Source organism: Variovorax sp. V116 (genome assembly GCF_041154435.1).
GTDB classification, from domain to species: Bacteria; Pseudomonadota; Gammaproteobacteria; order Burkholderiales; family Burkholderiaceae_C; genus Variovorax; species Variovorax paradoxus.
Genome location: NZ_AP028661.1, coordinates 3,541,266 through 3,561,882, shown reverse-complemented (window position 1 = coordinate 3,561,882; position 20,617 = coordinate 3,541,266). Strand labels below are relative to the sequence as shown.

Here is a 20,617-nt window from a genome sequence, read left to right as displayed (position 1 = left end):
CCACGCTGAAGAAGAGAACGAGATGATTGACAAACTCAGCTGGGTCGCGATCTACCCCGAAATCGTGCTGCTGGTCATGGCCTGCATCATTGCGCTGGTCGACCTGTCGAGCACCAGTGCGCAGCGCACGCGCACCTACATCCTGACGCTGCTCACGCTGGCCGCGGTGGCCGTGCTCACCGGCCTTGCCGCCAACGACGGCAAGACGGTCTACGGCTTCGGCGGCATGGTCGTGAGCGACCCCATGGGCAACTGGCTCAAGTGCTTTGCCACCGTGGCCCTGATGGTCACGCTGGTCTACGGACGGCCCTATGCGGCGGACCGCGACATGCTGCGCGGCGGCGAGATGTTCACCATCGGCATGTTCGCGCTGCTGGGCATGTTCGTGATGATCTCGGGCAGCAACTTCCTCTTGATCTACCTGGGCCTCGAACTGCTCACGCTGTCGAGCTATGCGCTGGTGGCGCTGCGCCGCGACAACGCGGTGGCCAGCGAAGCGGCCATGAAGTACTTCGTGCTCGGCGCCATGGCCAGCGGCTTCCTGCTCTATGGCCTGTCGATGCTGTACGGCGCGACCGGTTCGCTCGACACCAACGAAGTGTTCAAGATCATCGCGAGCGGCAAGGTGAACCACCAGGTGCTGGTGTTCGGCCTGGTGTTCATCGTGGCGGGCCTGGCCTTCAAGGTGGGGGCGGCGCCTTTCCACATGTGGGTGCCCGACGTCTACCAGGGCGCTCCGACGGCGGTCACGCTGCTGATCGGCGCGGCGCCCGAGCTGGCCGCCTTTGCCATCATCATCCGCCTGCTGGTGGAAGGGCTGCTGCCGCTGGCCATCGACTGGCAGCAGATGCTGGCGCTCCTGGCCATCGCCTCGCTGCTGGTGGGCAACCTGGCCGCCATCGCGCAGACCAACCTCAAGCGCATGCTGGCCTACTCGACCATTGCGCAGATGGGCTTCATGCTGCTCGGCCTGGTGGCGGGCGTGGTCAACGGCAACACCTACAACGCACAGTTCGCCTACAGCGCCTCGATGTTCTACATCGTGACCTACGTGCTGACCACGCTGGCGAGCTTCGGCATCATCCTGCTGCTGGCGCGCGAGGGTTTCGAAAGCGAAGAGATCACCGACCTGGCCGGCCTGAACCAGCGCAGCCCGCTGTACGCCGGCGTGATGGCCATCGCGATGTTCTCGCTCGCGGGCCTGCCGCCGCTGGTCGGTTTCTACGCCAAGCTGGCGGTGCTGCAGGCGCTGATCGCCTCGGGCCAGGCGCTCTACATCGGCCTGGCGGTGTTTGCGGTGGTCATGTCGCTGATCGGCGCCTTCTACTACCTGCGCGTGGTCAAGGTCATGTACTTCGACGCTCCGGTCACGGCCAGCACCGTGTCGGCGCCGCGCGACGTGCGCACCGTGCTGTCGATCAACGGCCTGCTGATCCTCGTGCTGGGCATCGTGCCCGGCGGCCTCATGACGCTGTGCGCCAAGGCCATCGTGGCCACGCTGGCGAACTGACCCCGGCCCGCCCACGGTGTCGCAAACCGCATCGGTCTGGGTCGTTCTGCTGGTGGCGCTGCTGGCGGCCAACCTGCCGTTCTTCAATGACCGGCTGTTCGGCGTCGTGCCCCTGGCCACGCGGCCCAAGCCTCTGGCTGTGCGGCTCGCCGAACTGGTGGTGCTGTACTTCGCCGCGGGCGGCGTGGGCTTGCTGTTCGAAAGCCGGGCAGGGCAGATCGCCCCCCAGGGCTGGGAGTTCTACGCGGTGACCGGCGCGCTTTTCATCGTGCTGGCCTTTCCAGGGTTCACCTGGCGCTACCTCATGAAGCACAGGCACGGATGACCGACATGACTTCTCCCATTGCCGATTCGCACCTGAAGGAAGAACGCACGGCCAGCGAGGTGCTGGTCAAGGGCAACTTCCTCCAGGTCTGCCGCGACACCGTGCGCCTGCCCGACGGCCACAGCGCCACGCGCGAGTACGTGATCCACCCGGGCGCGGTGGTGGTGATTCCGCTGCTCGACGACGGCCGCGTGGTGCTGGAGCGGCAGTACCGCTATCCGGTCGGGCACGTGATGGTCGAGTTTCCGGCCGGCAAGCTCGATGCGGGCGAAGACCCGCTGGTGTGCGGCCAGCGCGAACTGCTCGAGGAAACCGGCTACACCGCGAGCGAATGGGCCTACGCCGGCGCCATGCACCTGGCCGTGGCGTATTCCACCGAGATCATCCACATCTACTTTGCGCGCGGCCTGTCGCTCGGCAAGCGGCAGCTCGATCATGGCGAGTTTCTCGACGTGTTCACGGCCACGCCGGCCGAAGTTGCGCTCTGGTGCCGCGACGGCACGCTCACCGATGCCAAGTCGCTGACCTGCACGCTGTGGCTGCAGAACGTTCTTTCGGGTGCATGGTCACTCGATTGGCAAGCCACCGCTTCGCAGGGCGGCGCGGGATAATCCGCGCATGAAGGTTCTCGATCTGCGCTGCTCGCATGGCCACGGCTTCGAAGGCTGGTTTGCGTCCAATGAGGCTTTCGAAACCCAGCTGGCCGCCGGACTGGTGGAATGCCCGGTGTGTGCCGACACGCGCATCGTCAAGCTGCTGAGCGCGCCGCGCCTGAACCTGGGCAACGCGAAGGCGCCGGCAGAGGCCGCTGCGGCATCGGCATTGCCATCTTCGGTGCCCGCCAAGGCCCAGCTCCCGGCCGAACAGTCCCCGGAGGCCCGCTGGATGCGCGCCGTGCGCGAGGTTCTCGCAAAGACCGAGGACGTGGGCGACCGTTTTGCCGACGAGGCGCGAAGGATGCACTACGGCGAAGCCGAAGAGCGCGGCATCCGCGGCCAGGCGACCCGCGAGCAGGCCGAGGCGCTGCTCGAAGAGGGCATTCCGGTGATGGCCCTGCCCATCCCCGCAGCGCTCAAGGAAACGCTGCAGTAGCCTGCAGCCGGTCCAGCATCAAGCCGTGAACTGCAGCGCGGCCAGGCGGGCATAGACCCCGCCTTGCGCCACCAGCGTGGCGTGCGTTCCCTGTTCGACGATGCCGCCATGGTCCAGCACGATGATGCGGTCGGCCTTCTGCACGGTGGCCAGGCGGTGCGCAATCACCAGCGTTGTGCGGCCTTCCATGGCCGATTCGAGCGCCGCCTGCACCATGCGCTCGCTCTCCGCGTCGAGTGCGCTGGTGGCTTCGTCGAGCAGCAGCAGCGGCGGGTTCTTGAGGATGGCGCGCGCAATCGCGATGCGCTGGCGCTGTCCGCCCGACAGGCGCACCCCCCGCTCGCCCAGGAAAGTGTCGTAGCCCTCGGGCAGCGCCTGCAGGAAATCGTGCGCAAAGGCCGCGCGCGCGGCGGCATGCACCTCGTCGGCCGTGGCTTCGGGGCGGCCGTAGCGGATGTTCTCCAAGGCGCTGGCCGAGAAGATCACGGCGTCCTGCGGCACCAGGCCGATGCGGGTGCGCAACTCGGGCAGCGCGAGCGAGGCCAGCGGCGCGCCGTCGAGCAGCAGGCGGCCCGATTGCGGATCGTAGTAGCGCAGCAGCAGCTGGAACACCGTGCTCTTGCCGGCGCCGCTCGATCCCACCAGGGCCACCGTTTCGCCGGGCGCGATGTCGAGGCTGAAGTCCTTGAGCGCCGGCGTGCCGGGCCGCGAGGGGTAGTGGAAGGTCACCGCCTCGAGCTGGACGGCGCTGCCCGCCACGGGGACGGGCGCAGCCACCGGATCGGGCGGGGAAACGATGGCCGCCGGGGCATGCAGCAGTTCCATCAGGCGCTCGGTTGCGCCGGCCGCGCGCAGCAGGTCGCCATAGACCTCGCCGAGTACCGCGGTCGCACTCGCAAGAATGGCCACGTACACCACCGTCTGGCCCAGGTGGCCGGCCGTGATGTCGCCGCGCAGCACCGCCTGCGTGCCCTGGTAGAGGCCCCAGAGCAGCGCCGCCGAGGTGGCGATGATGATGAAGGCCACCAGCACCGAGCGCGCCTTGGTGCGGCGCACCGCGGTCTTGAAGGCGTTCTCGGTCGAGGCCTTGAAGCGGCCGGCCTCGCGCGATTCGGCCGTGTAGCTCTGCACCACCGGAATCGCGTTGAGCACCTCGGCCGCGATGGCGCTCGAATCGGCCACGCGGTCCTGGCTCGCGCGCGAGAGCTTGCGCACGCGCCGTCCGAACCACATGCTCGGCAGCACCACCAGCACCAGGATGCCCAGCACCTGGACCATCACATAGGGGTTGGTCCAGATCAGCACCGCGAGCGCGCCGACGCCCATGACGGCATTGCGCAGGCCCATGCTCAGCGACGAGCCGACCACCGTCTGGACCAGCGTGGTGTCGGCCGTGAGGCGCGACAGCACTTCGCCGGTCTGGGTGGTCTCGAAGAACGCCGGGCTCTGGCGCAGCACGTGGCCGTAGACGGCGTTGCGCAGGTCGGCCGTGACGCGTTCGCCGAGCCAGCTCACCGTATAGAAGCGCGCCGCCGAAAAGAGGCCGAGGGCCACGGCCACGGCAAACAGGGCGCCGAAGTGCTCGCGCAGCGCCATGGTCTGCGCGCCCTTGTCGGCGCTCACCAAACCGCCGTCGATCAGGCTGCGCAGCGCCAGCGGAAACACCAGCGTGGTGACGGCGGCCATCACCAGGAAGATGCCCGCCAGCACGATCTGCACGCGGTAGGGCCGAAGAAAAGGGCTCAGGCCCGACAGCGATCGGGGCGAGCCCTTGGCCGGTGAAGACAGAGGGGAAGAAGCCATGGCGCGGATTCTACCGACCCTTGCCATCGCAAAGGTGGCCTTGACAATAATTGCCCAGACAATTAATATTCCGACCCATGAGCGATGCAGACAATCCGCAACTCCCGCCGGCCTCCGGCGACGCCGGGCGCCGGCCGGTCGATTTCTACCGTGCCGAGGACTACAAGGCCGAGGAAAGCATCGGGTATTTGATGCGCCGCATCCTCAGCGCGGTGGCCCAGGCGGTAGAAACCCGTATGTGCGAGCCCGGTGGTCCCACTTTTCCGCAATGGCTGCCGCTGTACAAGCTGCATGTCGGCGCTGCCACCACGGTGGCCGAACTGGCCCGGGCCTGCGAGCTCGACGCGGGTGCCATGACGCGCCTGCTCGACCGCCTCGAGGCCAAGGGCCTGTGCCGCCGCGTGCGTTCGCTGGAAGACCGGCGCGTGGTCAACATCGAGCTCACCGAGGAAGGCCGCGCCGCCGCCCAGGAGGTGCCGTACGTGCTGAGCCGCGTGCAGAACGAGCACCTGGCGGGCTTCACCAAGGAGGAGTGGGAGCAACTCAAGGGCTACCTGCGCCGCATTCTCGACAACGCCCAGGCCCTGGCGGCCCGTGGAGATAAAAATGACTGAATCCCTTGCCGCGCGCGCCTTGCGCCGCACCCCCGTTGTTGCCGCCGTGCTGCTTGTGGCCGCGCTGGCCGGCTGCGCCGACATGGCCGGCATCGGCTCCGAGGCCAGGCTGCGCGACGCCGCGTCGCTCGGCCTTGCCGCGGACCGCAGCGCCGCCGCCGTGCCGGCCGTCGAGCGCCAATGGTGGCTCGCCTTCGGCGATGCGCAGCTCAACACGCTGATCGACCAGGCCGTGGCCGGCAATCCGAACCTGCAGGTGGCGCGGGCGCGGCTCGCGCGCGCGCAGGCCTCGGCGGACATCGCCGAGTCGGCACTGAAGCCCAAGGTCAACGGCGAACTCGACCTCAAGCGCCAGAAGTTCAACAGCAACTACATCTATCCCGCGCCGCTCGGCGGCTCCACGCAGAACATCGGCCTGCTGCAGCTCGGCGCGAGCTGGGAGCTCGACTTCTTCGGCAAGAACCGCACCGCGCTCGAAGCCGCCATCGGCGCCGCCAACGCCGCAGCAGCCGACGCCGATGCCGCGCGCGTGCTGCTGGCCAGCAACGTGGCGCGCAGCTACTTCCAGTGGGCGCGCCTGAACGAGCAGCTCGGCGTGGCGCGGCGCACGCTGGCCCAGCGCGAGGAAACGCTCAAGCTGGTGCATGACCGCGTGTCCGCGGGCCTCGATACCCGCCTCGAGCTGCGCCAGAGCGAAGGCGGCCTGCCCGAAGCGCGCCAGCAGATCGAAGCCCTCGGCGAGCAGATCGCGCTGCAGCAGCATGCGCTCGACGCACTTGTGGGCCAGCCCGACGTGTCCGCATCGCTCAAGCCGCCAATGCTCGAAGCCGTCAAGCCGATGGCGCTGCAGGCCAGCATTCCGGCCGACCTGCTGGGCCGCCGCGCCGACATCGCCGCCGCGCGCTGGCGCGTCGAGGCCGCCACCAGCGACGTGGCCAACGCCAAAACCCAGTTCTATCCCAACGTGAACCTCACGGCCTTCGCCGGCTTCCAGAGCCTGGGCTTCGGCAAGCTGCTCAAGTCGGGCAGCGAGCAGTGGGGCGTGGGCCCCGCGATCCACCTGCCGATCTTCGAGGGCGGCCAATTGCGCGCCAACCTGCGCGGCAAGGCGGCCGACCTGGACGCCGCGATCGAGAGCTACAACGCCACCGTGCTCGATGCGGTGCATGACGCGGCCGACCAGGTGTCCAGTGCCCAGTCGATCACGCGCCAGCAGGCCGAGCAGCGCGCCGCGCAGGCCGCTGCCGAAGGGGCCTACGACATCGCCGTGCAGCGCTATCGCGCGGGCCTGGGCAACTACCTCAACGTGCTGACCGCCGAAACCGCCGTGCTCGCGCAGCGGCGGCTGGCGGTCGACCTGGCCGCACGCGCGCTCGACACGCAGGTGGGCCTGGCGCGCGCGCTCGGCGGCGGCTGGCAGCCGCCGGCAACCGCCACCGCCGCGGCCACCGCTTCACCTGCCGCATCGAACTGAACTGAACCGACTTTTTTCGTCTTCGGAAAGAACTCCATCATGAGCGACAACAACACACCGACGCCCGCTGCAGCCAACGCTTCCGCAGCTCCCGAAGCACCCGCCGGCAACGGCAAGCGCCGCCGCGCACTGACCGCGCTGGCGGCCGTGGTGATCGTCGCCGGCGGCGGCTGGGGCCTCTACGAATGGCTGGTGGCCAGCCACTACGAGGACACCGACAACGCCTACGTGCAGGGCAACGTGATCCAGATCACGCCGCAGATCGGCGGCACCGTCATGGCCATCAATGCCGACGACACCGACTTCGTGAAGGCCGGCCAGCCGCTGGTGCAGCTGGACCCCGCCGATGCGAAGGTGGCGCTCGAGCAGGCCGAGGCCGCGCTCGCGCAGGCCGTGCGCCAGGTGCGCACGCTCTATGCCAACAACGGTTCGCTGGCCGCGCAGATCACGCTGCGCCAGGCCGACATCGTCAAGGCGCAGAGCGACATCGCCAAGGCGCAGGACGACCTGCAGCGCCGCCGCGCGCTGTCGGGCAACGGCGCGGTCTCCAAGGAAGAACTCAACCACGCCGAGACGGCGCTGGACAATGCCAAGAGCCAGCTCGCCGCCGCGCAGGCCGGCGTGGTGGCCGCGCGCGAAGCGCTGGCCAGCAACCAGTCGCTGACCGAGGGCACCAGCGTGGCCCAGCACCCGAGCGTGCTGGCGGCCGCCGCCAAGGTGCGCGAGGCCTACCTGGCCACGCAGCGCGTCGCGCTGCCGGCGCCGGTGGACGGCTACGTCGCCAAGCGCACCGTGCAGCTCGGCCAGCGCGTGGCGGCCGGCACGCCGATGATGTCGATCGTGCCGCTGAACCAGCTGTGGGTCGACGCCAACTTCAAGGAAGTGCAGCTGCGCAACATCCGCATCGACCAGCCCGTGAAGCTCAGGGCCGACGTCTACGGCAAGAAGGTGGAATACACCGGCAAGGTCGCGGGCCTGGGCGTGGGCACCGGCAGCGCGTTTGCGCTGCTGCCCGCGCAGAACGCCACCGGCAACTGGATCAAGGTGGTGCAGCGCGTGCCCGTGCGCATCGCGCTCGACCCCGAGCAGCTCAAGGCCAACCCGTTGCGCATCGGCCTGTCGATGGACGCCGAGATCGACATCTCGCAAAAGAGCGGCAAGATGCTGGCCGACGCGCCGCGCCCCACCGCCATCTCGCAGACGCAGGTCTACAGCAAGCTCGACCAGGGCGCCGACGCCGAAGTCGACCGCATCGTGGCCGCCAACCTGGGCCGCGGCGCACCGGCCGCCTCTGCGGCGCCGGCACCGGCTGCGGGCCGCTCCGCCGTGCCCGCGGCCGCCGCCGGCACCGCGGCACAGGCTGCTTCGCAATCCCATCCCGGCTGATCGCCGTTCACGGTTTCCGAGGCAAAGCCAATGGCCACTGCTGCTCCCGCCTACGTCGCGCATCCGCCGCTCGAGGGCGCCGCCCGCGTCTGGGGCACGATCGCGCTGTCGGCCGCGACCTTCATGAACGTGCTCGATTCGTCGATCGCGAACGTGTCGCTGCCGGCCATCTCGGGCGACCTGGGCGTGAGCACCACGCAAGGCACCTGGGTCATCACCAGCTTCGCGGTGGCCAACGCCATCGCGGTGCCGCTCACGGGCTTCATGACGCAGCGCTTCGGACAGGTGCGCCTGTTCATGGCCAGCGTGATCCTGTTCATGGTCAGCTCGCTCCTGTGCGGCCTGGCGCCGAACATGACCACGCTGATCCTGTTCCGCGCGCTGCAGGGCTTTGTCGCGGGGCCGATGATCCCGCTGTCGCAGACGCTCCTGCTGTCGAGCTATCCGCGCGCCAAGGCGGGCCTCGCAATGGCGATGTGGTCGATGACCACGCTGGTCGCGCCCGTGATGGGGCCGCTGCTGGGCGGCTGGATCACCGACAACATCTCATGGCCGTGGATCTTCTACATCAACATTCCCGTGGGCATCGTCGCGGCCGGCATCACCTGGGCGCTCTACCGCAAGCGCGAGAGCAACACGCACAAGGTGCCGATCGACGCCATCGGCCTCGCGCTGCTGGTGCTGTGGGTCGGCTCGATGCAGCTCATGCTCGACAAGGGCAAGGAGCTCGACTGGTTCCACTCGCCCGAGATCGTCACGATGGCCGTGATCGCGGTGGTCGGCTTCGCCTTCTTCCTGATCTGGGAGCTGACCGACAAGCACCCGGTGGTCGACCTGTCGCTCTTCAAGCGCCGCAACTTCTGGTCGGGCGCCGTGGCCACCGCCGTGGCCTATGGCCTGTTCTTCGGCAACGTGGTGCTCCTGCCGCTGTGGCTGCAGCAATGGATGGGCTACACCGCCACGCAGGCCGGCATGATCATGGCGCCGGTGGGGCTGCTGGCGATCTTCTTCTCGCCGGTGGTCGGGCTCACCGTGGCCAAGATCGACCCAAGGCGCTACGCCACCTTCTCGTTCCTGGTGTTTGCGCTGGTGCTGTGGATGCGCTCGAACTTCAACACGCAGGCCGACTTCGTGACGATCATCATCCCGACGATCATCCAGGGCATCGCGATGGCGTTCTTCTTCATTCCGCTGGTGACCATCACGCTCTCGGGCCTCACGCCCGACCGCATACCGGCCGCATCGGGGCTGTCGAACTTCCTGCGCATCACGGCGGGCGCCATGGGCACGTCGATCACCACCACGCTGTGGGAGAACCGCGCGGCGCTGCACCACTCGCAGCTCGCGGAGTCGGTGAACCCGGGCAACAACGCAGCAGCCAGCGCGATGTCGGGACTGGCGAGCAGCGGCCTGAGCACCGAGCAGGTGATGGGCCAGATCAACCGCATCGTCGACCAGCAGGCCTTCATGCTGGCCACCAACGACATCTTCTATGCGTCGGCGATCCTGTTCCTGCTGCTGATTCCGCTGGTGTGGCTGGCCAAGCCGCAGCGCGGCGGTGCCGGGGGCGACGCCGCAGCCGGCGCGCATTGAGGGCGGGCGCTGCTCTTCAGGCGCCGAGTGCGCGCAGCACGTCGTAGCACGCGCCCATGGTGTGGTAGTCGGTCTTGCCGGCGGGGCTTTTTTCGTCGCTGATCTTGCGGTTGTCGGGCGTGAGAATGCGGTACCACGCGCCATGGCGGTGGTCGACGAAATGCGCCCAGCTGCAGGCCCAGATGCGGTCGTACCAGCTCCAGTAGCCGGCATCGCCGGTGCGCGCGGCCAGCAGGGCGGCGGCGGCAAAACTCTCGGCCTGCACCCAGAAGTACTTGTCGCCGTCGCACACCGCGCCATCGGGGCCGAATCCGTAGGCGAGGCCGCCATGCGCCGCGTCCCAGCCGCGCAGCATCGCGGTGTCGAAGAAGTGCCTGGCGCGCGGCACGGCCCACTCCGCTTCGCGGCCCGCGGCAACCAGCGCGCGCTCCAGTTGCAGCAGCAGCTTGGCCCACTCGGTCAGGTGCCCGGTCTGGAAGCCCCAGGGCCGGAAGATGTTGCTCTTGTCGCCGCGGTTGTAGTCCCAGTCGACCGACCAGTCTTCGCGGTAGTGCTCCCAGACCAGTCCGCCGGCCAGCGCCGCCTGCCGGCCCGTGACCGACTCCGCCAGCGCGAGCGCGCGATCGAGGTAGCGCGCGTCCTGCGTGGCCTCGAAGGCCGCAAGCATCGCTTCGCAGGCGTGCATGTTGGCGTTCTGGCCGCGGTACGTGCCCACGTGCCAGTCGGGGCTGGCTTCGTCGGCATAGAGCGCGTGCCGAGGCTCCCAGAAATGCCGCTCCATCAGCTGCCAGGTGGCCTCGAGCCCTGAGCGCGCTTCTTCGATGCCGGCCATGAGCGCATGCGCATGCGCGAGCAGCACGAAGGCCAGGCCGTAGCAATGCTGCGTGCCGTCCTGCACGGTGGCGCGGCCCTCGTGCCAGTCGACCTGCCACGCATAGCCGCCGCCCGGCTGCGCATGCGCGCGCTGCACGAAAGTCAGGCCGTGGCGCGCGCCGTCGAGGTGCTTCGGATCGCCGAAGCGCCGGTACGCCATCGCATGGTTGAAGACGAAGCGCGTGCTGCTGACGAGGTGGCGCGTGCGCCGGTCGTACACCGTGCCGTCGTCCTTGAAGAAGTGGAAGAAGCCACCTGATGGGTCGCGGCAGACCGGCTCATAGAAGGCCAGCGTGTGCACGATGTGGCCGGTCAGGAATTCGGGCGAGCGGAAGTTCGGCATGGGACTGAAGGGTTCGAACCGATGGGTCATTGTCATTGTGACGACAGTCGCGCGCCGCAGTGAGCGGCCGCGGGCGGAAGGTTGCACTGCAGCATAGGCATTTGCCCCAGTATGCAAGCGGGAGGCGGCCACGAACAATCGGTCCGCGCTCGACAGTGGCGCGATGAGATGGACCGCATGACCCACATATCTTTCCTGAACCCGGGCGACTTCGCGAGATGAGCGACGTCATCCTCGAAACACGCCAGCTCACCAAGGAATTCAAGGGGTTCACTGCGGTCAGCAAGGTCGATCTCTCGGTGGTGCGCGGCTCGATCCATGCGTTGATCGGCCCGAACGGCGCCGGCAAGACCACCTGCTTCAACCTGCTCACCAAGTTTCTCGAACCCACCAGCGGCACGATCCTGTTCAACGGGCAGGACATCACGGGCGAGCGGCCGGCGCAGATCGCGCGGCGCGGCATCATCCGCTCGTTCCAGATATCGGCGGTGTTTCCGCACCTCACGCTGCTGGAGAACGTGCGCCTCGGACTGCAGCGCGCGCTCGGCACCTCGTACCACTTCTGGAAGAGCGAGAAGACGCTCGAGCCGCTCGACGCACGCGCCCGCGAACTGCTGGCCGAGGTCGGCCTCGCGCACGAAGCCGACGAACTCACGGTGAACCTGCCCTACGGCCACAAGCGCGCGCTCGAGATCGCGACCACGCTGGCCATGGACCCCGAGCTGATGCTGCTCGACGAACCCACGCAGGGCATGGGCCACGAGGACGTGCACCGCGTGGCCGAACTCATCAAGCGCGTGTCGGCCGGCCGCACCATCCTGATGGTCGAGCACAACATGAGCGTGGTCTCGACCATTGCCGACACCATCACGGTGCTGCAGCGCGGTGCCGTGCTGGCCGAAGGGCCGTACGCCGAAGTCTCGAGGAATCCGCAGGTGATGGAGGCCTACATGGGCACCACCGACGGCCAGCTGCAAGGAGCCCATTGAGATGACCGCCGCGCTCGAAATCAAGGGCCTGCACGCCTGGTACGGCGAATCGCATGTGCTGCACGGCGTCGACATGGTGGTGCAGCCCGGCGAGGTCGTCACGCTGCTCGGGCGCAACGGCGCGGGGCGCACCAGCACGCTGCGCGCGATCATGGGCCTGACCGGCTCGCGCAAGGGCAGCATCGAAGTCAACGGCGTGCAGACCATCGGCATGGCCACGCACCGCATCGCGCACCTGGGCATCGGCTATTGCCCCGAGGAGCGCGGCATCTTCGCGAGCCTCTCGGCCGAGGAGAACCTGCTGCTGCCGCCGCCGCTCAAGAACGGCAAGGGCGTGGGGCAGGGCATGTCGGTGGCCGAGATCTACGAGATGTTCCCCAACCTGGCCGAGCGCCGCCACAGCCCGGGCACGCGGCTGTCGGGCGGCGAGCAGCAGATGCTCGCGGTGGCGCGCATCCTGCGCACCGGCGCCAAGCTGCTGCTGCTCGATGAGATCTCCGAAGGCCTCGCGCCCGTCATCGTGCAGGCACTCGCGCGGATGATCCACACGCTGCGCGCCAAGGGCTACACCATCGTGATGGTGGAGCAGAACTTCCGCTTTGCCGCGCCGCTGGCCGACCGCTTCTACGTCATGGAGCACGGCCGCATGGTCGAGGCCTTCGGCGCCAAGGAGCTCGAAGCCAAGATGCCCGTGCTCAGCGAGCTGCTGGGCGTGTAGGCGAGCGCACGCAATTTTTTCTGTCGACGACCCTTTCAACTATTCAGGAGACACCATGCAAACCAAGCTCAAAATCATTGCTCTCATGCTCGGGGCCGCGGGTCTTGCGAGCCATGCCGTGCAGGCGCAGGAGAAGGTCGTCATCGGCTACATCAGCGACCTGTCGGGCCTGTACGCCGACCTGGAAGGCAAGGGCGGCGCCACGGCCATCCAGATGGCCATCGACGACATGGGCGGCAAGGTGCTCGGCCAGCCGGTCGAGGTGCTGAGCGTCGACCACCAGACAAGCCCGACATCGCCGCCTCCAAGGCGCGCGAATGGATCGACACCGCCGGCGCCACGATGATCTTCGCGGGCACCAATTCGGGCGTGGCGCTGGCCACCGCCAAGGTGGCGCAGGAGAAGAAGCGCGTGTTCTTCACCAACGGCGCGGCCACCTCGGCGCTCACCAACGCGCAGTGCAGCCCCTACACCGTGCACTACGCCTACGACACCGTCGCGCTCGCCAAGAGCACCGGCGGCGCGGTGGTCGACACCGGCGGCAAGAGCTGGTTCTTCCTGACGGCCGACTATGCCTTCGGCCATGCGCTCGAGGCCGACACCGCCAAGGTCGTCAAGGCCAAGGGCGGCTCGGTGGTGGGCGCGGTGCGGGCGCCGCTCAATGCGTCGGACTTCTCGTCCTTCCTGCTGCAGGCGCAGAACTCCAAGGCCCAGGTGCTGGGCCTGGCCAATGCCGGCGGCGACTTCATCAACTCGATGAAGGCCTCGAAGGAATTCGGCATCGACAAGTCGATGAAGATCGCGGGCCTGCTGGTGTTCCTCACCGACGTGAAGAGCCTGGGCCTGCCGGCCACGCAGGGCCTGCTGCACACCACCAGCTGGTACTGGGACGCCGACGACGAGTCGCGCAAGTGGGCCGCGCGCTACGAAGCCAAGACCAAGAACAAGCCGACCGACATCCAGGCCGCCGACTACTCGGCCACCATGGCCTACCTCAAGGCCGTGGAAGCCGTGAAGAGCACCGATGCCGACAAGGTCATGGCCTACCTCAAGAAAACGCCGATCAACGACTTCTACGCCAAGGGCGTGATCCGCGCCGACGGCCGCATGGTGCACGACATGCTGCTGGCCGAGGTCAAGAAGCCTTCGGAATCCAAGGGCCCCTGGGACCTGCTGAAGATCGTCAAGAAGGTGCCGGGCGACCAGGTCTACACGACCAAGGAAGAAAGCACCTGCGCGCTGTGGAAGTAAGCGTTGCCTGAGCGGGAGGCGGCCGTACGCGGCGCCCCCGCGCGAAGCCGCTGCCTCCTTTCTGAACCTCGATTCCATTCACGATGAATATTTCCATGCCTGCCCTGTTGAGCCAGCTCCTGCTGGGGCTGGTCAACGGGTCGTTCTACGCGATCCTGAGCCTGGGGCTGGCGGTGATCTTCGGGCTGCTCAACGTCATCAACTTCGCGCATGGCGCGCTGTTCATGATGGGGGCGGTGCTGTCGTGGATGGCGATGAACTACTTCAACGTCAACTACTGGGTCATGCTGGTGGTGGCGCCGGTCATCGTCGGCCTGTTCGGCGTGCTGATCGAGCGGCTGCTGCTGCGCTGGATCTACAAGCTCGACCACCTTTACGGCCTCTTGCTCACGCTGGGCCTCACGCTGCTGATCGAAGGCGGCTTCCGCTCGGTGTACGGCGTCTCTGGCCTGGCCTACAGCACGCCCGAGGCGCTGAGCGGCGGCACCAACCTGGGCTTCATGTTCCTGCCCAACTACCGCGCGTGGGTGGTGGTGGCGTCGCTGGTGGTGTGCTTTGCCACCTGGTATGCAATTGAAAAGACGCGGCTCGGTGCCTACCTGCGCGCCGGCACCGAGAACCCGCGGCTGGTGGAGGCCTTCGGCGTCAACGTGCCGCTGATGGTGACGCTGACCTACGGCTTCGGCGTAGCGCTGGCGGCTTTTGCCGGCGTGCTCGCGGCGCCGGTGATCCAGATCTCGCCGCTGATGGGGCAGAACCTCATCATCATCGTGTTCGCGGTGGTCGTGATCGGCGGCATGGGCTCGATCATGGGCGCCATCCTCACGGGCCTGGGGCTCGGCGTGATCGAGGGCCTGACCAAGGTGTTCTACCCGGAGGCTTCGGCCACCGTGGTGTTCGTGATCATGGTCGTGGTGCTGCTGATCCGCCCGGCGGGCCTGTTCGGCAGCGAGAAGTGAAGTCCATGAAGAAAATATCGCTCGTCGTCTACGGGGTGCTGCTGCTGGCACTCGTCGCCGCACCCTTCATCGGCTTCTATCCGGTGTTCGTGATGAAGGTGCTGTGCTTTGCGCTCTTTGCCTGCGCCTTCAACCTGCTGCTGGGCTACACCGGCATGCTGTCCTTCGGGCATGCCGCGTTCCTTGGCGGCTCGGCCTACCTCACGGGCCAGGCGCTCAAGGTCTGGCATTTCACGCCCGAGCTCGGCCTCGTCATGGGCACGCTGGCCGGCGCGCTGCTGGGCCTGGTGTTCGGCTGGCTGGCCATCCGCCGCCAGGGCATCTATTTTTCGATGATCACGCTGGCGCTCGCGCAGATGATGTACTTCGTCGCGCTGCAGGCACCGTTCACGGGCGGCGAGGACGGGCTGCAGAGCGTGCCGCGCGGCAAGCTCTTCGGCCTCATCGACCTGCGCGACGACCTCACGATGTACTACGTTGCGCTGGTGATCGTGGTGGCGGCCTTCCTGCTCATTGCGCGCACCGTGCATTCGCCGTTCGGGCAGGTGCTCAAGGGCATCAAGGAGAACGAGCCGCGCGCCATCTCGCTCGGCTACGACGTCAACCGCTTCAAGCTGCTGGCCTTCGTGATCTCGGCCGCGCTGTCGGGCCTGGCCGGCTCGCTCAAGACGCTGGTGCTCGGCTTCGCTTCGCTGAGCGACGTGCACTGGACCGCCTCGGGCCACGTGATCCTCATGACGCTGGTGGGCGGCCTGGGTACGCTGTCGGGCCCGCTGGTGGGCTCGGCGGTGGTGGTGCTGCTGGAGAACAAGGTGGGCGACTTCGGCAGCTTCATGGCGCACCTCACCGGCGTCGACTGGTTCAACACGCTGGGCGAGTCGGTCACCATGGTCACGGGCCTGATCTTCGTGATCTGCGTGCTGGCGTTCCGCAGGGGCATCATGGGCGAGGTCATCGCCTTCATCGACCGGCGCCGCGGCAAGAAGGCCTGAAGCGAAACAAGGCGGATTCTGTCCGCCTTCTTCGTTTCTGGCCCCCCTCAGGGCAGCGCCGTAATGCGGTTGGCCGCGGGCGGCGCGAGCGGGCTGTTCGCCTTGATGTAGGCCTCGAGGGCGTCCACGTCCTGGTCGCCGCCGAGCGTGTCGGTGCCCTGGTTGAAGACCGTGAAGTTGTCGCCGCCGGTGGCCAGGAAGCTGTTCATCGTCACGCGGTAGCTCGCGCCGTCGGTCATGGCGGTTCCATTGAGCGCCATGTTGCTGATGCGCGAGCCCGCGGGCGCCGAAAGGCTGTAGCTGTAGCTCAGGCTGCGCGAAGGCAGCAGCACCCTTGGCGAGGCGACCGTGTTGCTGCCGCTGTTGAACTGCTGCTCGAGCAAGGCCTTGATCTGCGCGCCGGTCATCGTCTTCACCACCAGGCTGTTGCCGAAGGGCTGCACGCTGAAGATCTGGCCATAGGTCACGCTGCCGTCGCCGGCCGGCACCAGGTCGGCGCGCACGCCGCCCGGATTCATGAACGCGATCTGCGCGCCGCCCTTGTTGCTGGCGCTGGTGGCGGCGAGCTGCGCATCGGCGATCAGGTTGCCCAGCACGCTTTCGCGCGAGGCCACCTGCGTGCGCGTGGCGGGGCCGGAGAGCGTGCCCACCACCCGCTGCACCAGCGGCGCCGCGACGGACAGGTACTGGCTGACGAGCGCGGCCACTTCCTGGTTCTTGCCGAACACGGGGTACTGGTCGGTCAGCGCCACCGTGGTTGCGCCGCTGGTGTAGGCCTCGCCCTGGACGATCACGTTGTCGGCCGACTTTGCCGTGACCTTGCGGGTGCGCGTGTCGATCGTCAGGTTGATGTCGGTCAGCAGGGTGCCGTACTGGCCGGCGCTGGTCAAAAGGAAGGGCTTGGCCGGGTTGGTCTTGCCGTAGTCGCAGGTGTAGGAGCGGTGCGTGTGGCCCGAGATCACCACGTCGACGGAGGCGTCGAGCTTGTCGAGGATCGGCAGGATGTCGCCGCTCAGGCCGGCGCAGCTTTTGTCGTTGTAGCCCACGGTGGTGGTGCCGCCTTCGTGGACCACCACCACGATGGCGTCGGCGCCCTGGGCTTTCAGCTGCGGGATCAGCGCGTTGGCCGTGTCGGCTTCGTCCTTGAAGCTCAGTCCAGCGACGCCGGCCGGCGTCACGATGCTGGGCGTGCCCTTGAGCGTCATGCCGATGAACGCGACCTTCACCGTGGCGCCGTCCTTGGTGAAGCTCTTGATGCCCGTGGCGGGGAACAGCGTGGTGCCGTCGGTCTTCACGGTGTTGGCCGCCAGGAAGCCGAAGTTGGCACCCGGGAAGGCCTTGTTCACGCGGCAGGGCTCCAGCGGCGTGTTCTTGGCGCAGCCGCCGTTCTTCATGCGCAGGAGCTCGGTCTGGCCCTTGTCGAACTCGTGGTTGCCGACCGCATTGAAGTCGATCTTCATCGCGTTCACGGCCTCGATGGTCGGCTCGTCGAGGAACAGCGCCGACACCAGCGGAGAGGCGCCGATCATGTCGCCGGCCGAGACCACGGCGTTGTTCTCGTTCTTCGCCTTGAGCGATGCGATGGCCGAAGCGAGGTAGGCGGCGCCGCCGGCGGGCACCGGCACCGTGCCGCCGCCGTTCGCCGGGGCGGTGATGGAAAGCCGGGGCGGCTCGAGGTTGCCGTGCAGGTCGTTGAAGGCGATGAGCTTCACGTCCATGCTGCCGGGCGCGGCGGGCGCCGGCGCAGGGGGCGGTGCCGGCGCCGGTGCGGGCGGCGGGAGGAACGGAATGAACCCGTTGTTCGAATGGCTGCTTCCGCCGCATGCGGACAAGGTGGCCAGAACCACCCCCGCCAGGGCGAGATGTTTCAACGATGCGTGCATGAGCCTCTCCTCTTTGGATGGAATGCAGCGCATGCTGGACATGGCAGATGACGTCGCCATGACCGCCCCGCGCAGGAAGCGTGATCAGGGCAGGGGAACCACGCGGATGGCCACGCCGGGGCCGAAGGCGCGCTGCAGCAATTCGCCCGCCTGGGCGCTTTGCGCGTCGCCGGGCGACTGCACGGCCAGCCATCCTTCCGCGGCTCGTCGCTGCAGGTGCCAGCCCTCCTGCCCGATGCGGATCAGGCTGGCGAGCGACGCGGCGTCCGCGATGGGCAGCGCCGCGGGCACGATGTCGAGCCAGTCCACCACCTGGTCGGCTTCGCCGCCGAGCCGCGCGGTCGCGCCGTCCACCAGCGCGCGCTGCGTGGCGGCATCCCTGACCGCGCCTTGCAGCACGATGCCGTTGCCGTGCCAGCGGATTTCAAGCGCTGCGTTCGTTGCCGATGGGGCCGGCCGCGCGGCCGCGAACACCCACGCGGCGCCTGCCGCGGCCAGCAGCGCCATCAGCAGCGCGATGAGCCGGAGTCGTCTGTTCATTCGAGCCTTGGCGCACGACCATCGTGCAAACGTCGAGTGCCGAGTTCAGGGGCCCGGCATGACGGTGTGATGACAGCCGCACAGGGCTGCTGCGCGGCCTCAGAGCCGCAGCGGTGCGGCGTAGCCGGTCATCTCGAGGTAGCCCCGGCCGACGCGGCGGCCTTGCGCATCGACGAGGTCGCTCAGGCCTTCCCAGTACACCCCGCCGGTGGAGCCGCGGCTGTCGAGCTCCTGGTCGTCGAGCAGCGCGCGCACCTCGAAGCTGCCCGACGGCGTCTGCACGCGCCATCGGGTCGGGTACTTGGCCTGCGTGCGCGGGCTGGTCCACGTATCCGCGCCGTCGAAGCGCACCTCGTCATTGTTGAAAACGCGCAGCGCGCCATCGCGCGTGCGAAACGATCCGCCGGCCCATAGCGCACTGCCGTCGCGGCGCCGCAGGCGAAAGGCGGTGAGAGCGCTGCCGTCGTCCAGGTTCATGCCGATCCAGTCCCAGCCCACGGCCTCGGGGTGCATCAGCGCCTCGCTCCATTCGTGGTCGAGCCAGGCAGTGCCGCCGACGTCGAAGGCCTGGCCCTTGAGCGCGAGCCGGCCCTGCGTGCGCAGCTGCGGCTCGCTGTAGTAGTAGCTCGCCTGCGCTTCGTCCGGCCCCTTGCGCGAGAGCCCGGCCTTGCCCTGCAGCAGCACCGGCTGCGTGGGCGTGAAGCGCAGGTCGAGCGAGAACTCGCCGGCCGGGATGCGCGCCGAATAGCTGCCGTCCTCCCTGCGCACCAGCGACCAGTCGCGCAGGCGCACGTCGGTGTCGGCTTCGCTGGCCGATGCAACGCCGAAGCCCGCGCGCGCAATGCGCTGGTCGTGCAGCAGCACGCGGCCTTCGAGGTCGGTGACGGCCGCATGCGCGAACACGAGGTTCCTGGCCGCGAAGGCCGAGCGCAGGCCCTCTGCCGCATCGACGCGCGAACGGAAGAAAGTCACCTGGAAGCCGAACTCGCGCCTCGCCGGGGTCTTCGCGTGGCCCGTGATGTACCACCACTCGGTTTGCAGGTCGGGGTGGCTGCCGTAGTCGCGCGGGAACTGCAGCGTGCGCGCGGGCAGCGCCCAGCCTGCGGGCGCGGCGGCCAGCGCCGCGAGCAAAAGGCTGCGGCGCGAGAACCCTTGGAGCGCTGCCGGCGGCATCACCCCGCAACCAGTGCGTCGATGCGCTGCTGCGCCGGGCCGATGTCGCCGAACGCGTTCTGCACCCAGGCGGCATCGTGATAGCTCGGCAGGTAGCGCTCGCCCGCATCGCACAGCAGCGAAAGAATGGAGCCCTGCCGGCCGGCCGCACGCATCTCGCCGGCAATGGCGAGCATGCCGACGAAGTTGGTGCCGGTCGACGGGCCCACCTTGCGGCCGAGCAGCGCCGAGAGCGCGTGCATGGCGGCCACCGAATCGAGATTGGGCACTTCGATCATCCGGTCGACCAGCGAACGGATGAAGCTCGGCTCCACGCGCGGCCGGCCGATGCCTTCGATGCGCGAGCCCGCCGCGGTCAGCGTGGCGTCGCCGCTGCGGTGGTAGGCCGAGAACACCGAGCCCTCGGGATCGGGCACGCACACCTGCGTGTCGTGGCAGCGATAGCGCACGTAGCGCCCGATGGTGGCGCTGGTGCCGCCGGTGCCTGCGCCCACCACGATCCACGCCGGCACCGGATGCCGCTCGCGCGCCATCTGCTGGAACATGCTTTCGGCGATGTTGTTGTTGCCGCGCCAGTCGGTGGCGCGCTCGGCGTACGTGAACTGGTCCATGTAGTGGCCGCCGGTCTGCTCGGCGAGCGCGTGCGCTTCCTCGTAGACCTGCGCCGCATGGTCGACGAAGTGGCAGCGCGCGCCGTAGAAGGCGATCTGTGCCACCTTCTCGGGCGAGGTGCTGCGCGGCATCACGGCGATGAAGGGCAGGCCCAGCAGCCGCGCGAAGTAGGCCTCGCTGACCGCCGTCGAGCCGCTCGAGGCCTCGACGATGGTGGTGCCCTCGCGCACCCATCCGTTGCACAGCGCATAGAGAAAGAGCGAACGCGCGAGCCGGTGCTTGAGGCTGCCGGTGGGGTGGGTCGATTCGTCCTTCAGGTACAGGTCGATGCCGGCCGCGGCGAGCGCGGGCAGCGGCAGCGGGATCAGGTGCGTGTCGGCGCTGCGCTGGTAGTCGGCCTCGATGCGGCGGATCGCGCCGCCGAGCCAGCCGCTGCAGGAGGAAGAGGAGGGTGTTTGCTGCATGTAGGAGGAAGTCTACAAGTCAT

Annotated in this window: 18 protein-coding genes and 1 pseudogene; 13 read left to right on the top strand and 6 right to left on the bottom strand. The window is 68.1% G+C overall.

Annotated features, from left to right (window positions below; all coding sequences use genetic code 11):
- Window positions 1-22 precede the first annotated feature (22 nt).
- From nuoN to ACAM58_RS16935, 4 genes are read left to right on the top strand one after another with little or no spacing between them, the layout of a single operon-like run.
- On the top strand, window positions 23-1,510 hold the full coding sequence (gene nuoN, locus ACAM58_RS16950) for an NADH-quinone oxidoreductase subunit NuoN (protein WP_018905857.1): 1,488 nt from the start codon (window positions 23-25) through the stop codon (window positions 1,508-1,510).
- Between the two features lie 16 nt (window positions 1,511-1,526).
- Window positions 1,527-1,835 carry a DUF2818 family protein gene (locus tag ACAM58_RS16945; RefSeq protein ID WP_012748593.1) on the top strand — a complete coding sequence of 103 codons (309 nt, stop codon included), beginning with the start codon at window positions 1,527-1,529 and terminating at the stop codon, window positions 1,833-1,835.
- Window positions 1,832-2,446 carry an NUDIX domain-containing protein gene (locus tag ACAM58_RS16940; protein ID WP_012748592.1) on the top strand — a complete coding sequence of 205 codons (615 nt, stop codon included), beginning with the start codon at window positions 1,832-1,834 and terminating at the stop codon, window positions 2,444-2,446. The genes ACAM58_RS16945 and ACAM58_RS16940 overlap by 4 nt, the downstream gene beginning before the upstream one ends.
- A 7-nt stretch (window positions 2,447-2,453) precedes the next feature.
- Complete coding sequence (locus ACAM58_RS16935) at window positions 2,454-2,927, top strand: DUF1178 family protein (protein WP_028254212.1); 474 nt, start codon at window positions 2,454-2,456, stop codon at window positions 2,925-2,927.
- An 18-nt stretch (window positions 2,928-2,945) separates the two neighbouring features.
- Here ACAM58_RS16935 and ACAM58_RS16930 read toward each other — a convergent pair whose 3' ends face one another.
- The gene (locus tag ACAM58_RS16930; RefSeq protein WP_369663136.1) at window positions 2,946-4,730 is read right to left on the bottom strand and encodes an ABC transporter transmembrane domain-containing protein; all 1,785 of its coding nucleotides are present in this window, start codon (window positions 4,728-4,730) and stop codon (window positions 2,946-2,948) included.
- Between the two features lie 77 nt (window positions 4,731-4,807).
- On the opposite strand from ACAM58_RS16930, the gene ACAM58_RS16925 reads away from it, so the two are divergent.
- From ACAM58_RS16925 to ACAM58_RS16910, 4 genes are read left to right on the top strand one after another with little or no spacing between them, the layout of a single operon-like run.
- Window positions 4,808-5,344, top strand: coding sequence for a MarR family winged helix-turn-helix transcriptional regulator (locus ACAM58_RS16925; protein ID WP_012748589.1), 537 nt, complete (start codon window positions 4,808-4,810; stop codon window positions 5,342-5,344).
- Window positions 5,337-6,818 (top strand): efflux transporter outer membrane subunit, encoded by a 1,482-nt coding sequence (locus ACAM58_RS16920; RefSeq protein WP_369663135.1) that lies wholly within the window; start codon window positions 5,337-5,339, stop codon window positions 6,816-6,818. The genes ACAM58_RS16925 and ACAM58_RS16920 overlap by 8 nt, the downstream gene beginning before the upstream one ends.
- A 39-nt stretch (window positions 6,819-6,857) precedes the next feature.
- Window positions 6,858-8,204, top strand: coding sequence for an efflux RND transporter periplasmic adaptor subunit (locus tag ACAM58_RS16915; RefSeq protein ID WP_012748587.1), 1,347 nt, complete (start codon window positions 6,858-6,860; stop codon window positions 8,202-8,204).
- A gap of 30 nt (window positions 8,205-8,234) precedes the next feature.
- A complete protein-coding gene (locus ACAM58_RS16910; RefSeq protein ID WP_012748586.1) occupies window positions 8,235-9,797 on the top strand; it encodes a DHA2 family efflux MFS transporter permease subunit in 1,563 nt (520 codons plus the stop codon).
- Window positions 9,798-9,813: 16 nt separating this feature from the next.
- On the opposite strand, the gene ACAM58_RS16905 is transcribed toward ACAM58_RS16910, so the two are convergent.
- Window positions 9,814-11,049: an AGE family epimerase/isomerase gene (locus tag ACAM58_RS16905; protein WP_012748585.1), complete on the bottom strand. Its 1,236-nt coding sequence runs from the start codon at window positions 11,047-11,049 to the stop codon at window positions 9,814-9,816.
- 182 nt (window positions 11,050-11,231) lie between these two features.
- On the opposite strand from ACAM58_RS16905, the gene ACAM58_RS16900 reads away from it, so the two are divergent.
- From ACAM58_RS16900 to ACAM58_RS16880, 5 genes and pseudogenes are all read left to right on the top strand, one after another.
- Window positions 11,232-12,002, top strand: a complete 771-nt coding sequence (locus ACAM58_RS16900; RefSeq protein ID WP_012748584.1) for an ABC transporter ATP-binding protein — start codon at window positions 11,232-11,234, stop codon at window positions 12,000-12,002.
- Between the two features lies 1 nt (window position 12,003).
- Complete coding sequence (locus ACAM58_RS16895) at window positions 12,004-12,720, top strand: ABC transporter ATP-binding protein (RefSeq protein WP_018905866.1); 717 nt, start codon at window positions 12,004-12,006, stop codon at window positions 12,718-12,720.
- A 55-nt stretch (window positions 12,721-12,775) separates the two neighbouring features.
- Window positions 12,776-13,971: pseudogene (locus ACAM58_RS16890) on the top strand (ABC transporter substrate-binding protein).
- 83 nt (window positions 13,972-14,054) lie between these two features.
- The gene (locus ACAM58_RS16885; protein ID WP_369663134.1) at window positions 14,055-14,930 is read left to right on the top strand and encodes a branched-chain amino acid ABC transporter permease; all 876 of its coding nucleotides are present in this window, start codon (window positions 14,055-14,057) and stop codon (window positions 14,928-14,930) included.
- 5 nt (window positions 14,931-14,935) lie between these two features.
- Entirely contained in the window at window positions 14,936-15,922 is a 987-nt protein-coding gene (locus ACAM58_RS16880) for a branched-chain amino acid ABC transporter permease (RefSeq protein WP_369663133.1), read from the top strand.
- Window positions 15,923-15,969: 47 nt separating this feature from the next.
- On the opposite strand, the gene ACAM58_RS16875 is transcribed toward ACAM58_RS16880, so the two are convergent.
- From ACAM58_RS16875 to ACAM58_RS16860, 4 genes are all read right to left on the bottom strand, one after another.
- Window positions 15,970-17,805 (bottom strand): bifunctional UDP-sugar hydrolase/5'-nucleotidase, encoded by a 1,836-nt coding sequence (locus ACAM58_RS16875; RefSeq protein WP_369663132.1) that lies wholly within the window; start codon window positions 17,803-17,805, stop codon window positions 15,970-15,972.
- Window positions 17,806-17,889: 84 nt separating this feature from the next.
- A complete protein-coding gene (locus tag ACAM58_RS16870; protein ID WP_062366454.1) occupies window positions 17,890-18,345 on the bottom strand; it encodes a hypothetical protein in 456 nt (151 codons plus the stop codon).
- 99 nt (window positions 18,346-18,444) lie between these two features.
- On the bottom strand, window positions 18,445-19,518 hold the full coding sequence (locus tag ACAM58_RS16865; RefSeq protein WP_369664496.1) for a lipocalin-like domain-containing protein: 1,074 nt from the start codon (window positions 19,516-19,518) through the stop codon (window positions 18,445-18,447).
- Window positions 19,518-20,594: a PLP-dependent cysteine synthase family protein gene (locus ACAM58_RS16860; RefSeq protein WP_369663131.1), complete on the bottom strand. Its 1,077-nt coding sequence runs from the start codon at window positions 20,592-20,594 to the stop codon at window positions 19,518-19,520. Before ACAM58_RS16860 ends, ACAM58_RS16865 begins: the two co-directional genes overlap by 1 nt.
- Between the last annotated feature and the right edge of the window lie 23 nt (window positions 20,595-20,617).

Bases quoted from the DNA above. Each gene is read 5' to 3' on its own strand.
- ACAM58_RS16870 (WP_062366454.1), bottom strand. From the start codon at position 18,345: ATGAACAGACGACTCCGGCTCATCGCGCTGCTGATGGCGCTGCTGGCC.
- ACAM58_RS16935 (WP_028254212.1), top strand. From the start codon at position 2,454: ATGAAGGTTCTCGATCTGCGCTGCTCGCATGGCCACGGCTTCGAAGGC.
- ACAM58_RS16895 (WP_018905866.1), top strand. From the start codon at position 12,004: ATGACCGCCGCGCTCGAAATCAAGGGCCTGCACGCCTGGTACGGCGAA.
- ACAM58_RS16925 (WP_012748589.1), top strand. From the start codon at position 4,808: ATGAGCGATGCAGACAATCCGCAACTCCCGCCGGCCTCCGGCGACGCC.
- ACAM58_RS16915 (WP_012748587.1), top strand. From the start codon at position 6,858: ATGAGCGACAACAACACACCGACGCCCGCTGCAGCCAACGCTTCCGCA.
- ACAM58_RS16905 (WP_012748585.1), bottom strand. From the start codon at position 11,049: ATGACAATGACCCATCGGTTCGAACCCTTCAGTCCCATGCCGAACTTC.
- ACAM58_RS16920 (WP_369663135.1), top strand. From the start codon at position 5,337: ATGACTGAATCCCTTGCCGCGCGCGCCTTGCGCCGCACCCCCGTTGTT.
- ACAM58_RS16880 (WP_369663133.1), top strand. From the start codon at position 14,936: ATGAAGAAAATATCGCTCGTCGTCTACGGGGTGCTGCTGCTGGCACTC.
- ACAM58_RS16875 (WP_369663132.1), bottom strand. From the start codon at position 17,805: ATGCACGCATCGTTGAAACATCTCGCCCTGGCGGGGGTGGTTCTGGCC.
- ACAM58_RS16910 (WP_012748586.1), top strand. From the start codon at position 8,235: ATGGCCACTGCTGCTCCCGCCTACGTCGCGCATCCGCCGCTCGAGGGC.
- ACAM58_RS16900 (WP_012748584.1), top strand. From the start codon at position 11,232: ATGAGCGACGTCATCCTCGAAACACGCCAGCTCACCAAGGAATTCAAG.
- ACAM58_RS16860 (WP_369663131.1), bottom strand. From the start codon at position 20,594: ATGCAGCAAACACCCTCCTCTTCCTCCTGCAGCGGCTGGCTCGGCGGC.
- ACAM58_RS16930 (WP_369663136.1), bottom strand. From the start codon at position 4,730: ATGGCTTCTTCCCCTCTGTCTTCACCGGCCAAGGGCTCGCCCCGATCG.
- ACAM58_RS16885 (WP_369663134.1), top strand. From the start codon at position 14,055: ATGAATATTTCCATGCCTGCCCTGTTGAGCCAGCTCCTGCTGGGGCTG.
- ACAM58_RS16865 (WP_369664496.1), bottom strand. From the start codon at position 19,518: ATGCCGCCGGCAGCGCTCCAAGGGTTCTCGCGCCGCAGCCTTTTGCTC.
- nuoN (WP_018905857.1), top strand. From the start codon at position 23: ATGATTGACAAACTCAGCTGGGTCGCGATCTACCCCGAAATCGTGCTG.
- ACAM58_RS16940 (WP_012748592.1), top strand. From the start codon at position 1,832: ATGACCGACATGACTTCTCCCATTGCCGATTCGCACCTGAAGGAAGAA.